General features: G+C 45.2%; 16 protein-coding genes. 6 read left to right on the top strand and 10 right to left on the bottom strand.

From position 1 onward, the window contains the following. The first annotated feature begins 25 nt into the window (after positions 1-25). On the top strand, positions 26-1,291 hold the full coding sequence (locus H6F56_RS04250; protein ID WP_242031858.1) for a glycosyltransferase family 4 protein: 1,266 nt from the start codon (positions 26-28) through the stop codon (positions 1,289-1,291). A gap of 88 nt (positions 1,292-1,379) precedes the next feature. Here H6F56_RS04250 and H6F56_RS04245 read toward each other — a convergent pair whose 3' ends face one another. Beyond that, positions 1,380-3,629: a fused MFS/spermidine synthase gene (locus H6F56_RS04245; RefSeq protein WP_190665606.1), complete on the bottom strand. Its 2,250-nt coding sequence runs from the start codon at positions 3,627-3,629 to the stop codon at positions 1,380-1,382. Positions 3,630-3,692: 63 nt separating this feature from the next. Then, entirely contained in the window at positions 3,693-3,833 is a 141-nt protein-coding gene (locus tag H6F56_RS04240; RefSeq protein ID WP_190665605.1) for a hypothetical protein, read from the bottom strand. 337 nt (positions 3,834-4,170) lie between these two features. Between H6F56_RS04240 and H6F56_RS04235 the strand changes: the two genes are divergently transcribed. From H6F56_RS04235 to H6F56_RS04225, 3 genes are all read left to right on the top strand, one after another. Beyond that, positions 4,171-4,851: a hypothetical protein gene (locus tag H6F56_RS04235; RefSeq protein WP_190665604.1), complete on the top strand. Its 681-nt coding sequence runs from the start codon at positions 4,171-4,173 to the stop codon at positions 4,849-4,851. A gap of 104 nt (positions 4,852-4,955) precedes the next feature. Continuing rightward, complete coding sequence (locus tag H6F56_RS04230; RefSeq protein ID WP_190665603.1) at positions 4,956-5,999, top strand: S66 peptidase family protein; 1,044 nt, start codon at positions 4,956-4,958, stop codon at positions 5,997-5,999. A gap of 175 nt (positions 6,000-6,174) precedes the next feature. Next, positions 6,175-6,585 (top strand): phosphomannose isomerase type II C-terminal cupin domain, encoded by a 411-nt coding sequence (locus H6F56_RS04225; RefSeq protein ID WP_190665602.1) that lies wholly within the window; start codon positions 6,175-6,177, stop codon positions 6,583-6,585. Positions 6,586-6,734: 149 nt separating this feature from the next. Here H6F56_RS04225 and H6F56_RS04220 read toward each other — a convergent pair whose 3' ends face one another. Continuing rightward, entirely contained in the window at positions 6,735-7,460 is a 726-nt protein-coding gene (locus H6F56_RS04220; RefSeq protein ID WP_190665601.1) for a pentapeptide repeat-containing protein, read from the bottom strand. 420 nt (positions 7,461-7,880) lie between these two features. Further along, complete coding sequence (locus H6F56_RS04215) at positions 7,881-8,285, bottom strand: nuclear transport factor 2 family protein (RefSeq protein WP_190665600.1); 405 nt, start codon at positions 8,283-8,285, stop codon at positions 7,881-7,883. 185 nt (positions 8,286-8,470) lie between these two features. Between H6F56_RS04215 and H6F56_RS04210 the strand changes: the two genes are divergently transcribed. Beyond that, a complete protein-coding gene (locus H6F56_RS04210) occupies positions 8,471-9,217 on the top strand; it encodes a DUF3598 family protein (protein ID WP_190665599.1) in 747 nt (248 codons plus the stop codon). 57 nt (positions 9,218-9,274) lie between these two features. Here the strand turns inward: H6F56_RS04210 and H6F56_RS04205 are convergent, their stop codons facing one another. The 4 genes from H6F56_RS04205 to H6F56_RS04190 all read right to left on the bottom strand — a co-directional run bounded on the left by H6F56_RS04205 (position 9,275) and on the right by H6F56_RS04190 (position 12,709). After that, a complete protein-coding gene (locus H6F56_RS04205) occupies positions 9,275-9,739 on the bottom strand; it encodes an NADAR family protein (protein ID WP_190665598.1) in 465 nt (154 codons plus the stop codon). A 109-nt stretch (positions 9,740-9,848) separates the two neighbouring features. Next, positions 9,849-11,633 carry a glycosyltransferase family 39 protein gene (locus H6F56_RS04200; RefSeq protein WP_190665597.1) on the bottom strand — a complete coding sequence of 595 codons (1,785 nt, stop codon included), beginning with the start codon at positions 11,631-11,633 and terminating at the stop codon, positions 9,849-9,851. A gap of 3 nt (positions 11,634-11,636) precedes the next feature. After that, positions 11,637-12,401 carry a hypothetical protein gene (locus tag H6F56_RS04195; protein WP_190665596.1) on the bottom strand — a complete coding sequence of 255 codons (765 nt, stop codon included), beginning with the start codon at positions 12,399-12,401 and terminating at the stop codon, positions 11,637-11,639. 74 nt (positions 12,402-12,475) lie between these two features. Then, positions 12,476-12,709 (bottom strand): ROK family protein, encoded by a 234-nt coding sequence (locus tag H6F56_RS04190; protein WP_309236445.1) that lies wholly within the window; start codon positions 12,707-12,709, stop codon positions 12,476-12,478. Positions 12,710-12,929: 220 nt separating this feature from the next. On the opposite strand from H6F56_RS04190, the gene H6F56_RS04185 reads away from it, so the two are divergent. Beyond that, entirely contained in the window at positions 12,930-13,646 is a 717-nt protein-coding gene (locus tag H6F56_RS04185) for a Mut7-C RNAse domain-containing protein (RefSeq protein ID WP_190665594.1), read from the top strand. Between the two features lie 88 nt (positions 13,647-13,734). Here the strand turns inward: H6F56_RS04185 and H6F56_RS04180 are convergent, their stop codons facing one another. Both H6F56_RS04180 and H6F56_RS04175 read right to left on the bottom strand, forming a co-directional pair. Further along, positions 13,735-13,875 carry a hypothetical protein gene (locus tag H6F56_RS04180; protein WP_190665593.1) on the bottom strand — a complete coding sequence of 47 codons (141 nt, stop codon included), beginning with the start codon at positions 13,873-13,875 and terminating at the stop codon, positions 13,735-13,737. Positions 13,876-14,080: 205 nt separating this feature from the next. Continuing rightward, complete coding sequence (locus tag H6F56_RS04175; protein ID WP_190665592.1) at positions 14,081-14,812, bottom strand: SAM-dependent methyltransferase; 732 nt, start codon at positions 14,810-14,812, stop codon at positions 14,081-14,083. Between the last annotated feature and the right edge of the window lie 30 nt (positions 14,813-14,842).

Genomic DNA, 14,842 nt, shown 5'->3' with positions numbered 1-14,842 from the left:
CATCTAAAACCATCGCTTTGCTACATTGAGGCGACCTGTCAAAGACTTTTTATACAGCATCGGCGTGTCCTTTGAAGGATTCTGCAACGGAATGATCGGCGGCTGGATGTTCGGCTACATTGATGCGCTCAAGCTGGCTGGGGTGCAGACGGTGCTGTTTTGCATTTCGGCGCGTGTAACTGAGCCGGTGCGCTACACCCACAAGGCGACAGGTGCCACCATTTGCGTGCTGCCGGCACCTAAAATTTATAACCGAGTTCGGTGTCCGATGCTGAAGCCTTATGGATGGACGCTTAAGGATGTATTTGGCGATGTGGGCGGGGTTCGTTATCCCCTGTTTGCCCTCCTCAAAGATGCCGCGCCTTACCTGGCGACGCCGCTGGGTTCGCTTGCCCGTGAGCTAAAACGTAAGGGGTGTAGCGCCATTCTGTGCCAAGAGTACGAGTACGCCCGCTTTGATGCTTGTGTGCTGTTGGGGCAGTGGCTGCGGTTGCCGGTGTTTGCCACATTTCAAGGGGGAAATTTTCAGATGAGCCGGTTTGAGAAACCGCTGCGCCCCTTGACGTTGCGGGCTTGTGCCGGCTTGATTGTTGCAACGCAAACCGAGCGAGAGCGGGTTTTGAGTCGTTATGGTATCTCGCCGGCAAAGGTGGTGCAAATTTTCAACCCCTTGGATTTGGGAATGTGGGAGGCGATGGATCGCACGGAAGCGAGGGCGGCGCTTGGTATCCCCAGCGATGCTCAGGTGGTGGTGTGGCATGGGCGCGTCGATATCCACCGCAAGGGGTTGGATATTTTGCTGGAGGCGTGGCAAAAAGTTTGTCGGGATCGCGCTGATAGGGATTTGCGGCTGTTGCTGGTGGGCACCGGCAGCGATGCCAGCCGGCTGCGTGATCGCATTGCGGCGATGCAGTTGCGGGGGGTTATGCGGGTGGAAGAGTATGTGCTGGATCGCACGGCGATTCGGCGCTATCTCTCGGCTGCTGATGTTTATACGTTGCCATCACGCCATGAAGGGTTTCCGGTTGCGCCGCTTGAGGCGATGGCTTGCAGTCTGCCGGTGGTTGCTGCGGATGCGCCCGGAGTGCCTAATATTTTTGAAGGCGGTGAGGCTGCCGGGGGGCTGGTGGTAGCGCGTGAGGATGCAAAGGCGCTGGCTATTGCTTTGGCTAAGGTTTTGGATCGCCCTGATTGGGGACGTGAGTTGGGCAAGCGTGCTCGGTGTCGGGTGGAAACTTGTTTTTCGCTTGAGGCTGTTGGCCGGCAGTTATATGATGTTTTTTTTAGCTAGGATTTTTAACCGCAGATGCACGCAGATTAACGCAGATGAATTTTAGGTTTGGATGCGATTAATGGTTCGTTTTTAGGACTTTGGGTATTTAAGGTTTGGTTTGTTCTTTTAGTCGTAAGACGCTGAATATATTGGAAAATTCATCTGTCCATAATGGCACGTCTTTAGATTTGGGCATGGATTGCCAGCGCGGATCGTTGTTGAGTTTACCGAAGTCTTGCCGGTTCTGAGCGAGTAAAACCCAGTGAGAGGCAGATTTACCGGCTGCTTTTTCTGCCGGTGAAATATCTCTGTCTAATTGTTTTAGTGTTGCTAAATTCAAATTCTCTGCTAATGTACCTAACACCGGCTCTAGGTTTATGTAACGATTGGAAATGTTAATGACTAACAATCCCTGTGAGGTTAATTTACTAAAATAAAGCTGAATTGCTTCTCGTGTAACTAAATGAACAGGTATTGAATCGGAGCTGAAGGCATCCATGACAATGATATCGTAATAATTGTTGGGAGCTTCTAAAAATCGCAGTCTCGCGTCTCCTAAAACAACTGAGAAAGGCGCTTTTGAATCGGTTAAGAATGTAAAATAATCAGCATTGCGAGCAAGCATTTCTACGGCAGGATCTATTTCATAAAAAGTCCATTCTTGACCTGGTTCTGAGTAAGCGGCAAGCGTGCCAATTCCTAGCCCTAAGACAGCAACTTTAGAAAGACGTTGTGCTGAATTTAAGGAGTTGAAGACTTGCCCCACCGGCCCGGATGGATGAAAATAAGTTAAAGGTTGTTTTTTGCGTTCTGGATCGAGGCTTTGTTTACCATGCAACGTTGTGCCGTGCAAAAGACTGTGATATTTACTATGTCTGTCTTGCACGACTCGGTTTACTCCAAAGAAACTGCGTTCAGTGTAGAGAACACCTCCTAAACTTCCTAGGGAAAACTGGCTTAACATAAGAATTAAGGCGAAACCGGCACCCAGGCGGGTTTTGCCAATATTAAATGCGTCATAAATAACAAATAACAGGATACAACTCAAAAAAATTCCCAATAAATTAGCTGGGAAATTTTGGAAATCAAGACCAATTAGCAAAGCGCCGGTTAAAAGCCCGATGCTAATTAAGAAAATGTTTCGTCGGCTTGAATTAGAAACCGATGAATTTTTAATTTCAGCTTCTGGTTGCTGTTTGAGGGCTTCAAAACCGGCATTCGGCAGCAGCAAGAGACTTAGCAGTAACAGGAGGGGATATTCTAGAACAGTTGGAAATAGCACAGGGGCGGCAATTGCGTTAAATAATCCCCCTAAAACACCGCCGAAGGATATCCAAAAATAAAAGCCGGTGAGATATTTGGCACTTGGGCGAGTTCTGGCTAAGTTGCCATGAAATACACACGTTATCAGAAAAAATACCAGCAAATGTAAAGGCAGCAATAACCAAAGCGGCTGAATTAATTTGAGTAAAGATAAGATAATTAAAGGCGCTAGCAATAAAGGTAAAAGCGTTACCAAAGTATTGTGAGGTAATACCGGCTTCCGGGCAAATGTAAAAATAAATGTCAATAAATAAAGGGCTAAAGGAACTGCCCATAACAGCGGAATTGCGGCTAAATCAGTTGTTAAATAAGTAGTGACGCCTAAAAGTAAGCTAGAAGGGATAAAAGATAGCAATATCCATTGAATTTGTAGCTTTCTCGTCAAGGTTTCGCCGGCAGTTTTAGCAGCAGATACAGATCCTTCTATTTCTAGTTCACCTTTTTTCGACTTCCACAGATAAACTGCACAGCTAACTGTAAGTAAAAGCAGAATTACATAGCCGGCAGCCCATAACCAGCTTTGACGAGTTAAAGAGAAGTTCGGTTCAATAAAAATTGGATAGCTTAACAGCCCTAACATACTGCCTAAATTACTCGCAGTATAAAGAAAATAAGGGTCTGAACCGGCAGGATTGTCGGTGCCGGCAAACCACTTTTGAATTAAAGGCGCACTGGTAGAAACAACAAAAAAGGGCACTCCTACCGAGAAACCTAACAAAGCGAGTAACCAAGGAATCGGATTAGCTTCATGAGGTGGTAGCCAACCCTTTGCTAAAGTTATGGGTAAAAAAACTATTGGCAGTAACAGCAGAATTATGTGAAAAATGGATTGCCGGCGCACTCCAAACCATTTTGTTGTTAAATGGGAATATCCGTAGCCGACTAATAAAGTTGCTTGAAAAAAAAACTGGCAGGTATTCCAAACGGAGGGAGAACCGCCTAACAGTGGCAAAATCATTTTAGCCACCATTAGTTGTACGCAGAAAAGCAGAAAAGCGCTAACAAACAGCGTTAAAGAAAAAAGAATTAACATAAAAATTTTTATTTGTATTTTTTCCAATCCGAGTAGGATTGGCTGTCAAGCGCTGCATAAACTTTAATAGGGCGCTATCACAATTGCAGGGGGATGGGAAGTCATGTCACGCCGGCTTTCTCCCCGATGAGAATCTACGTCATCGCCACCGCTCATTGGATCGAGCAACAACAAAACTATCACAACCGCCGGCAAAAATCGCATCTCGTTTTACCTCACCCCAATGGGAATGCTAGATTGCCAACTGTAATCGTTAATTGCGAATCTAGCTTTTTTGGATAATCCTTTCTTAAGGATCAAGATGCCCCAAAACCTGAACATATTAACGATAGGAGACTTCAAACCGGGGTAATCATTGACTGAAGTGCCCTGTAATGTCTATTACCGGCATCGGCAGCAAACCGGCAATACAACCCTAGGAAGGCTATAAAATTAAAGCCATAATGTTTGTGATCGGTTGCGCTTTCCTGCCGGCATTAGCAATTGCAGGCGGGTGAAACAGTGATCAGCAGGCACCGGCAGTGGGTGACAAGGAAGCAATATGGCTAAAAATACCAAAAAAATTGAGAGCAGCGCGGGAGGATATCTGACTCTCGTGATCCCTATCGCCTTCGGCGTCGCTGCGATCCTGGCTGCGGCGCGCATTTTTGTGCCTCTGGCGTTGGTAACCGGCATTGGCTGGGCGTTAAAGCGCTATTGGCTACTACAACAAAACAAACTTGCTCAGCTCAACGCGGTTTTTTACCGGCTGATTCAAGAAAATCAGGGACGCATTACCACCCTGGATTTGGCGATGAAGGCAAATGTCTCTGGCGCAGAAGCCCAAAGTTATTTAGATGGGCGATCCAAAGAATTTTCTGCTCATTTTGAAGTCACCGATCAGGGGGGAATGCTGTATTTCTTTGAAACGGCGTTTCCCGCCGTGGCTGGGGAACCTCACACGTTGGTTGAACGCAAACCGCAGGTTCCAACTGTGCCGGCACAGCCCAAAATTTATTCCTCTAGCCCCACTCAGTCTTTCATTGCACAGTCTCAAAGCCTGCTTTCCTTGTCCGCGCCGATGACGCAAGCAGAACTCGCCCGACGCTTCAATGTTCACGCCAATACTGTCAGTAAATGGAAAAGCAAGCCGGAATTTTCTGACTGGAGTCGCGGCAAAGATCCTGCCGGCATCGCTTGGAAATATGAGCCAGAACAAAAACGGTTTTGTCCTTTGAGTTGAGCCGGCAATCTGAAATCTCTGTTGATTTTGGTGTCGCGAAACTGTATTGAGTTTTGGGATTGTCACTTTCATCCTTAAACTCAAGAATCAATACAACTTACGGCATGACAATTAATCGCCGCTTTTTTCTCAAAACGTTTGGCTTGGCCATGCTGGCTTCACAGGTGCCGGCAGCCGCCCAAGATAACCCGCCCCCACCCGCCATCCTCAAACCCCCCCGCTTAAAAGCTGGTGATACGGTGGGATTGATTAACCCCGCCAGTTTCCTTGATCCCGAAGATATCGATTTTGTTAAAAAAGAGCTTGCAAAATTTGGGTTAAAAGTCAAGCCTGCCGCTCATGTGCGGGATCGGTATGGCTATTTGGGCGGCAAAGATGTGGATCGCGCCGCTGATGTGAATGCGATGTTTGCCGATACCTCGGTGAAAGCGTTGATTGCGATGCGGGGAGGTTGGGGAGGCAGTCGGATTTTGCCGTTACTCGATTACGAACTCATCCGCCGGCATCCAAAAATTATTATTGGTTACAGCGATATCACCTCCTTGCTGCTGGCCATTTACGCCCGCAGTGGCCTTGTGACGTTTCACGGGCCGGTGGGTACGTCGAGTTGGAATCCTTTTTCTGTCAATTGCTTCAAGCGCATTTTGTTTAATGGGGAAGCGATGATGCTGCGAAATGCCCCCAACACCGGCAGCCGAGGTAACCCACAAGCTCAAGTCCGCGTAACAACCCTGACTGCCGGTAAAGCAAGGGGTCAACTTGTGGGTGGTAATTTATCTGTCCTGACGGCGATGGTGGGTTCTCCTTACCTGCCAGACTGGAAGCAGAAAATTCTCTTTGTCGAAGAAATCGGCGAAGAAGTTTATCGCATCGACCGAATGCTGACTCAATTAAAATTGGCAGGGATTCTTAACCAAATTTCTGGGTTTATCTTTGGTCAATGTACCGATTGTGACCCAGAAGAACCCGATAAATCCCTGACATTGGGGCAAGTGTTGTCGGAACACATCAAACCCCTGCGAATACCCGCGTGGTACGGTTCGATGATTGGTCACATTCCGAATAAATTCACCTTGCCGATTGGTGGGGAAGTGGAAATTGATGCCGGCACTGGTACGATTCAGCTACTAGAGCCGGCAGTTGGGTAATTCGGTGCAATGTGTTGAACTTGCCGATGGCGCAGACTTCGTTAACTGCTGCCACCGTATGCAAACAATCAACTTTCGGTTAGTGTCGTAACGATTTGATATTTTGGCAAGCCTGAGATACTCGAATTGTTAGTCGCTAGCACACAATAAATATGACACTGACTAGAGGCAAGCCATGAGCGAAGAGCAAAACGAAGTTCAGGAAGAGAGCGCCAATTTACCTGAAGCGAGTTCTAATCAAGCAGAAGAAAGATTTTGGGGCAAAGTCACCGTTTTAGAAGAAGGCCCACGATATCGGATTAATCAAATTGAGATTAAACCAGGTCATACGATGACGGCGCAAATTCACTATCATCGCAGCGAACACTGGATCGTTGTTTCCGGTACAGCCAAGGTGATCTGTGGTGATGAGGAAGTATTAGTGACTCAATACCGTTCTACCTACGTTCCTCAATGCACACCTCACCGTGTGGAAAATCCAGGTGCGATTCCTGTGGTGATCATTGAAGTCCAAAACGGCGAATATCTGGGCGAGGATGACACAATTCGCCTTGCTAGTGATGAGGCTGTTTCTGCTGGGGCATAAGCTTGTTTGCGCTTAGCTAATCCATCGGCTCTCCAGCCTGTAATGCTTGTATAAGAACAAGGAGAGCGTTTAAAGGACTCTCGTAAAACATAGAGTAGGAGCCGTATTCGAGCCGGCTCCTACTTCTAAATTCTTGATTTTTTTGATGCTCACTCTTGATGACCGTTGACCGAGCTTACGGAAGATTCTGCCGGCTTACCATCGGGCATTGTTGTATTTTGCAGCAAAGCATTTCTCAGATCGACATTCCCCAAATTTGCACCGACAAGGTTTGCGCCGGATAAATCGGAACCTCTCAAATTTGCGTCGGCTAAGTTCGCCCCAGTCAAATCGGCATCTCGCAGATTGACGCCACTGACATCCATTGCGTATACGCTGCCACCCATCAGATTTGTGTTCCCCAGGTTGGCAACAGACTGATGAGCCTTATTGAGGTTAGCACCGGCAAGCTTGGCGCTTTCTAAATTTGCGCCAATCAGATTCGTTTGTGTGAGGTTGGTATTCTTGAGGCTGGCAATCACCATGCCGGCCATACTGAGGTTAGCATTGCTCAAATCCGCATCATCTAGATTGGCTCCATGTAGTTTCGAGCCAACCAATGTTGTTCCCTGCAGTTGCGCCCCCGCCAAGTTCGCCTGATTCAAATTGGCTTCATTCAGGTTCGCACCGTTAAGGATCGTTCCCCTGAGATTGGCTTCTTTCAAATTCGCGCCGCGCAAGTCAACCCCTGCTAGCTGAATTCCGCTCAGATCGCACCTTTCGCACTCATTAGTTTCAAGCAATTGTTTCAGGTGTGCCGCATTCTCAGCGTTAGCCGGCATCACGGTGCCGGTTGCGATCAGTAATATTGCGGTTGCCAAGATCCCAGGCTTCATCTTCACTCCCTCCACAAACTCACAATTAATACTATGAGTCATTTTGCGGTCGCGCCTGGTGATTGAAATCTCAGATCGATTGTGATGAAAACACATACCGATAGTGATTTAAAACACTTTCAAAATATTTTTTATGTGCGTTGACCTTTTCAACGCTCCTGCGCTCATCCTTACCTTAACTTTTGTGCAGGGCTGTGACAACGATATCTCAACACTTCTCAATGTCGGCAGCCAGCAATCCATCAGGAAACAGCAGGGATATGGCACAATATCTACATATTAGTCTATTTGTGTCAATGATATTTTGCAAAAGTTAATAAAGAGGCAAACGCCGTCACCTTGCGCTTTTATAAATTTTTTAGCAAATAAATCAAACCCTATCCATCAATTTGCCAAAAAGTCCCCTGAGAAGTTCCCCACCTATTCCGCACTGCTAGGTTGAACGATAATACTGAGATACTCGCGATAAGCACAAATTTGGTTGCCGCGAACATCTAAAGATACTGCCGCCTTGTTGCTGTAAGATTTCCCCCTAAGACTTCCCTGCGAGTGAATCTCGAAAACAACCGTTGTGTCGTTACTCGTAACACGTTCCACTGTAACAGTAAGTCCTTCGCTAAACGCCTCAGAAACGTACTGGAAGAAAGCAGCCGCCCGATCTTTGCCGGTGTTCACTCCCTTATACAATCCCACCGGAAACCAAAAGGTAAAGTCTTCTGTGAGCGTAGCTAAGAAGGGTTCCCAGTTGCCGGTTGCTAGTCCTTGAGAAAAGTATTGAAATGCCAGATGAGCAACTTCTAAAGTTTCTGGTTTTGCTGATGCCATGTTTCCTGCATTCGAGAATTTTATAATTTTTTACTCTAACTAAATCTTAGCGGTTAAACTCACTCATAGCGTAAAGATCGCGATTTCTCACAAAGCCTGTTAAAACAAGTGTGATAACAATTACAAATTATTAACGCTTTTATGATAAAATTCTGCCTACTAAACAACCGTTTATTGAAACAATCATGCCAATGAACTGGAATCTTAAGAATTGGGAAAATTGTTGTAAATTTCAAGCCGACATCTGGCACGGAACTTGGACAACCTATTCACCAAGTTTGGAAATTTTAAAAGTGGTTAACGTCATTACCAGTTTAGAACTGAATTCAGAACAAACTGAAATTCATCATGTTAATTACAATAGCTATGCGGATGGAACGAAGGAAGAACAAGACTATGGCCGGTATACAAAAGACAATTGCCTGTCGTCACTTTTTTTAGAAAATACATTTTCGTGGGGTGGACAACAGCTAGAGGCTGGCTCAGGGCTTTTCATGCAAATAGGGTTCAGGCATGAAAACCAGCGAACTCGTTTTGTAACACAATATGATGAGAGCTACGCTTTGCAAACAATGAAAGTCATTCGGGAACAGCTATCGGTTCCTCCGAGTGAGCCGGCGCAGCCTTCTGTGGAAAACTTGAGCGGGGTTTGGCAAGGCAACAGCGTGAGTATGACGCCTGATTTACAAGTTTCTGAAGCGATTGCGATTCAATGGCAAGGATTCGATTCTCTGGGAGAACAAAATCGAGTGTTCTTTTTTCCAGATGGAATTTCTTTAAGCTGTCCTCTTCAGCTAGCAATCGGCGAAGCATTTACGATTGCAGTTGGATGGCTGCTGAATTCCACTCAACATCAACGGGTAATTCGCCAGTTTGACGATCAGGGTAATTTTACAAGTCTTACGCTGGAAACATTGAGGCGCGTCTCCTGATGTGAATCATTAGTTCTTCCAGCTCAAAAACAGTACATCTAACGTGCAGAGGAAGAATTAGGAGAGGGGGCCACTTTTTTCTTCAATGCGTTCGCGTAGAATTTCTCGCACTTCTACTAGAATCTTTCCGAGCATATTTTTGCCACTGCCATCAGCACCGCAACCCCAGTAATAGTCAATCGGAGAATTCTCGACAATTTCTTCATCGCCGGTTGCTAAAAGAATTTCGCGGATGCCGGCATGAGTTTCAAATTTTTTTAAAACGGCTTTTCGCATAATATCGTCTTTCACGTCTTCCCAATCCGGACGTAGGGGACGTTTGCGTTCGCGTCCCATTTTGGCAGCATCTTTGGGTGCTTTTACCTGTCGAATTTCGTCAGCGTGGGGGGTGCCGACAAATTTTTGGGCTTGAAAGTAATGCTCACTGGTTGGCCAATAAGCACCGTCTAATTCAAAGCCGTGGGGCGAAAAATTGGAGAAGCAACCGTATTGATCATGGGTACTGTAAAAGTAGATTGTCATTGAAAAAGAATTCCTAATTACTGAGTTTTGAATTGCTGTCTGGTGGGCTGGTTTTTACTGACAGTATTTATTGAGTATATTTTTTAAATTTCAATTATTGTAGCCTAATTTAAAGGCAGTGATAAAGCCGGTATTTATAACCTGTCACTTTTGGCTTGGATTTAGAATCAAGCACACAGTTTTGTGATTCCGCGCCAATGGGGGCGTTAAAATTGACAGCCCATAAATCCAAAGGGCGTGGCATTTGACTCAAGGTTCTGCTGAGGGTATCAGTAGCCGGCTGAGAATCATCGTCTTTGTGAGTTAGAAGAAATTGAGGAGAATTCTTTGCAGTTTTTAATAAACCCTTGTTGCGTTTGAATTCCAAAGCTAATACCATCAGCGCTCTCGTTTCAGCGTGAGTTTTATGAACCATCGCGATTAAAACCGGCACCTGAGAGGTTTGTTGAATGATAGGAACCAAAAGATCGGCGCGTTTAGATTTTTGAAACCCTAAATTGGAAACAACTGTTAGACTCCCGATCAAACCCATCAGTAAAATTATACTTACCGTTTTCTTTCCACCCATAAATGAGAAAGGTATCAGCGAAAATGTCCCTATTCCCCGCCCTTCCGTCGGGGAATGATCCCAATAAACGGCAAGACTCGCTGCCAGGAAAACTATCACAGCAGGAAAGTAGAAAAAATGATAACGAGCGGCTAGGGTTACATCAGCACCCACAATATAAGTGACACATAAAATTATGAAAATTGCTGCTAAAATAAATCCACCTAAGACTTGGAGGCTTAAACGAATCGCCGGCTGCTGCATTTGCCTTCTGGTTCCCCGAATAAAAATTGTCACCGCCCAGAGGATAAAAATTCCCAGTAATAAACTAGAAGCAACAGTAATGGGTAAACTTTGCCCTTCCACCGGCAACAATGAAAGCATCGTGATCAACCAAGCCACAAGCCGAGCAATCGGTGCGAAGAAGTCACTCAAGGGATTCCCTTCATAAATCCATTTTGTCAGTTCACTATCAGAAGCACCTTTCAAAGCCGGCAGCCAAACTAAGCATCCGATGAGAGTGCCGGCGGCAGTGCCATAAATTCGCCACCAGGATTTAGAGAGGAAAGGAGAAGGAGAATTTTCGCCTTCTGATTTCTTCTTTGCGAATTGCCAATCTGCAAGCCAAAATTTTAGCAAGACTAAAGCTTCCGCAGCGAGGGTAAGCACGAAGAAGTAATGAACAGCAATTCCCAAACTATTAACGACTACCCAAATTAATACTATCGGAGCCGGCAGAACAATTTTATTTTGAATGATTCGGGTAGCAACGACCAAGCAACATAAAGATGCTATGATTAATAAAATTGTTAAAGTGTAATGTCGAGCTTCTTGAGCCAAATAAATGCCGTAGGGAGAAACTGCCATCATGGCAGCGGCAATTTGTCCAACTAAGCGAGAACGAAAAGCCAGCCATCCAAAGCCAAACATGGCAGGAATTGAGACGACCCCAAAAAGGGCACTCAGCGCTCGTCCTGCCCATAATGAAACCAATCCATCATTTGCAGGAAATAGTTTTAACCACCAGTGACTTAACGCAAAATAAATTGGGGGATGGGTACTTTCTGTCATCAGGTTGTGAATCACTTCACGGATGCCCAAGATCGGTGCCGGTTGTAAGGGTTGCAGAAGCTTATCAAGCGTGATTGCTTGCTCCACCGGCACGGTTTGCACACTGTTGCCCAAGCTAAAAATTAGGGTTGCTAGCTCAATGGTTGAAGGATTTTTCGAGGCTAAATGGGTAAAGCGTAAACCGGCACCGATAGCAATCCACAGCAAGAGCAGTAGAAGATGCAGCCAGAAATCTCTATTTTTTTTTAATTTTAAACTTTCGTTTTGAATGCTCATTGATTAATGGTTATTATTTGACCGCATATCAGGATGAACCGATGATTTTCTCACTGGTTGCTTTCTTTCCTCCATAAACTCGACTTGCACATTTAAGTTTTTTAGGTAAAAACGCATATAATCCAGTAACCCGTGGATGAACACAACAATTCCTGCCATTTCAAGAAATTCTTCCAAGCAGGTAATTAGGGCATAAGTTAAATTATTTTTTCCATATAAATCCGTGTAATATCCCCCAATCATTTCCATACCCAATGCACCGCCGATATAAATTCCCCCGGCAAGCAGAAATAAAATCGTTGTTTGTTTGGGAAGATGTTTGATAAATTTATAGTAAGCGAGTCCAACAAGTCCGACAAATACAAGGGCGGGAATAACCCAAACATAATAAAAGATTCCCCCAAGATGCAGAAACCGACGCAAATCGGGAATAATCAAGATTTCATGAAGACTAATAGCTTCATCGAGAGAAAAAATTAGAAAAATGATAGATAAAGCTTTCCAATGCCGAAAGTAGCGATCACCCTCTATCTTCTTTGCTGAAGCAATGGTGGTGAGCAGAAGAGAACAAAAGATTAAGGTAAAAGAAGCGTACCAGGAAGGATAATTTAGTTCTCTATCGAGGTTAAATATCTTTAACCAATCTTCCCGATAGTTAAAGCCGTATTTAGCAACTTGTACAGCAACACCGGCAGCCGTAAAAAAAATGACGGCGGCAGTCAGAACTTTGGCGATTTTCCTCGGAGAAACAGAGAGTGTGAATTGCACGGAGAGTCACCTCGCACCCGATAAAAATTTAAAATGAGAATTTTTCAATTTATCATTTTTAATCGCGTGCCGGCTCAACCTGTAATTTTATTTAGGTTGCCCTTAACAAGATGGCGCAACCGTGACCCTTGTTCTGGCCGAGCTTGCAGGCGTTCTCGCGCTTGTTGCGCCATATATGGCCCGGAAGCGAGTCTCTCCACACACCCTCGCTTGCCGTATAAACAAACAGGGCCAGTTGGATCAACCACGGTATGGCCAATCTTGCCGGCCATGCCATCAGCACCGCGCCAAGGCTGTCCATTGAGAATCTAACCGCCGCCAATGCAGGTGCTGACGGTGATGTAAAATCCCGTAGCCAGCTTTGTGAACCCAACATCAAGCGCTAGAAGTCCCACAGAATTTCATTCTTTTTTGATAGCCAACCACTCAAGTCTAAAACGAACGGAACGCGACAAAAGCGAAGTCAGTGATTACGATAGATTTAGATCAAAATTTATTTTTTCAAACACTTGGGGCGCATTAATTTAAATGAATCAAGCTATTTTCCGGTTTGATGCAGAATTGAATGATTTTTTGCCGGCAAACAAACGCCAGCAGAGTTTTGTTTATGAATTTACTGGACGCGGGGCGATTAAAGATACCATTGAATCCTTGGGCATTCCTCACTGTGAAGTTGGGCGCATTTTGGTAAATCGTGAGCCGGTTGACTTCTCCTATATTCTGCAATCAGGGGACGAGTGCAGCGTTTATCCCATCTCCCCATTTAACGATAGAATCCAGTACCCGTCTCGCTTTGTTTTGGATGTTCACCTGGGAAAGCTGGCGGGTTTTCTGCGAATGCTGGGATTTGATACGCTGTATCGCAATGATTATGAAGATGAAGCGTTGGCGAAGATTTCCAGCAGTGAAGAACGAATTTTGCTCAGCAGAGATATTGGTTTGCTGAAGCGCAGTCTAGTGACTTATGGCTATTTTGTCAGGGAAACAAACCCCAACCGGCAGTTAATTGAGGTGTTGCGACGCTTTGATTTATTTAAAGCGGTCGCCCCTCATTGCCGATGTTTGCATTGCAATGGATTATTAGAGTCGGTTGCTAAGGAAATGATTGTAGATAGGCTGCCGGCGAAAACACGGCAAAAATATCATGAGTTTCGCCAATGTTCCTCCTGCGGCCAAATTTTCTGGAAGGGAACCCACTACCAGCGAATGCAAGAATTCATTGCGAGTGTCCTTCAGGAAGCGTAGCAGAATGAGGGGCTAGGGAAGGGACACACACAGCTTGATGGTGCAAATCAATATTAAAAAAGTAGATTGTTGATTTTAACCGGCACACTTATTCGTATATTGGGCGTACATCCACCCTGGCAACGAAGGTTGGGACTATCTTTGTAATGACCCAAGCTTGTGTCACGCCACACACCACCAGTGCAGAGATAATGAGCAAAGTGTTGGAGAACCGAGTTATAGTTTTCATCACGACCACCTCTATATTTTATTTTTTCAAGTAATTGATTGCGGGATTTGCGGACATTTACCCGATGTAAAGAGGATAACCGCGTCAAATCCCTACGTGCATCTACTGAAAGGAATAAATCGAGGTGAAATTGCCAGCTGATCCCTTGCCCAGTGCCGGCATCTCTAGGTTTTTATTACTGAATAACGAATGGGTTAATTTAACTTCAAATTGTTAAGTTATATGAAGCGTCTTTTCGTGAGAGCGCAGACAGATTTGGGTGAACCACACGCAAAAGCTGATTGCCGCCGCGCTGAAACTCATAAGCAACGGGCTGAATTTCTAAATGGTATCCTTGGGTTTTGAGTTCACTCATTGCCGGCTCTAGCAGCGGGGAAACTTCCCCTGATAGATTTAAAATCGGAAAAATTCGCACTTCTGAAGCAACTCTGCACAATTGGGTAATGGCTTCAATATGAAACGTTTGAGAAAGATGATCCGAGTAAGTAAATAGCAAATGAGAACACAACGCTAAATCAAATTCACCCGTTTTAAATGGCAAAATCGGCAATTCCCCAAACACATAGCGTCCTGTCTGCAAACCGGCAGAAAAATCTAACAAAAACTGCTGCATTGCCGCCATTCTCACCTGAGCCAAATGTGACGGCGAGTGGATATCTTGCCAAACGTAGCTATCTCGATTTGCCTCAACTCCAGCCATAATCGCTGGATAAGTTTCCTCAATGCGCCGAGAAATTTCTTCGCCGGTAAATTGATAAATTGGGTCACAGGAAATCACGCTGTATCCTTTGCCGGTCATTTCAGCATTAAAACTCGCAGGGCCGGCAGCACAATCGAGAATTTTTAATCGCAGATCATCAGGAGTTAGGTTAAACATCCTGATGTATTCATCGAGTGATCGTCCCCAAGGAACAACTTTTTCCAGCTTTAATCCCATACCCTTCTCCGGTTGAATAAATCGGGCGAA

Origin of the sequence: Microcoleus sp. FACHB-672 (assembly GCF_014695725.1) — a bacterium.
In the GTDB taxonomy this organism is placed as follows: domain Bacteria; phylum Cyanobacteriota; class Cyanobacteriia; order Cyanobacteriales; family Oscillatoriaceae; genus FACHB-68.
The sequence above is the reverse complement of the archived record's forward strand: the minus strand, read 5'-3'. Positions and strand labels throughout refer to the sequence as shown.

What these genes read in the sequence shown, in the direction of transcription:
- H6F56_RS04210 (WP_190665599.1), top strand. Translation starts at nt 8,471, where the DNA reads ATGCCAATGAACTGGAATCTTAAGAATTGGGAAAATTGTTGTAAATTT.
- H6F56_RS04225 (WP_190665602.1), top strand. Translation starts at nt 6,175, where the DNA reads ATGAGCGAAGAGCAAAACGAAGTTCAGGAAGAGAGCGCCAATTTACCT.
- H6F56_RS04205 (WP_190665598.1), bottom strand. Translation starts at nt 9,739, where the DNA reads ATGACAATCTACTTTTACAGTACCCATGATCAATACGGTTGCTTCTCC.
- H6F56_RS04240 (WP_190665605.1), bottom strand. Translation starts at nt 3,833, where the DNA reads ATGCGATTTTTGCCGGCGGTTGTGATAGTTTTGTTGTTGCTCGATCCA.
- H6F56_RS04175 (WP_190665592.1), bottom strand. Translation starts at nt 14,812, where the DNA reads ATGGGATTAAAGCTGGAAAAAGTTGTTCCTTGGGGACGATCACTCGAT.
- H6F56_RS04245 (WP_190665606.1), bottom strand. Translation starts at nt 3,629, where the DNA reads ATGTTAATTCTTTTTTCTTTAACGCTGTTTGTTAGCGCTTTTCTGCTT.
- H6F56_RS04180 (WP_190665593.1), bottom strand. Translation starts at nt 13,875, where the DNA reads ATGAAAACTATAACTCGGTTCTCCAACACTTTGCTCATTATCTCTGCA.
- H6F56_RS04220 (WP_190665601.1), bottom strand. Translation starts at nt 7,460, where the DNA reads ATGAAGCCTGGGATCTTGGCAACCGCAATATTACTGATCGCAACCGGC.
- H6F56_RS04215 (WP_190665600.1), bottom strand. Translation starts at nt 8,285, where the DNA reads ATGGCATCAGCAAAACCAGAAACTTTAGAAGTTGCTCATCTGGCATTT.
- H6F56_RS04200 (WP_190665597.1), bottom strand. Translation starts at nt 11,633, where the DNA reads ATGAGCATTCAAAACGAAAGTTTAAAATTAAAAAAAAATAGAGATTTC.
- H6F56_RS04185 (WP_190665594.1), top strand. Translation starts at nt 12,930, where the DNA reads ATGAATCAAGCTATTTTCCGGTTTGATGCAGAATTGAATGATTTTTTG.
- H6F56_RS04230 (WP_190665603.1), top strand. Translation starts at nt 4,956, where the DNA reads ATGACAATTAATCGCCGCTTTTTTCTCAAAACGTTTGGCTTGGCCATG.
- H6F56_RS04235 (WP_190665604.1), top strand. Translation starts at nt 4,171, where the DNA reads ATGGCTAAAAATACCAAAAAAATTGAGAGCAGCGCGGGAGGATATCTG.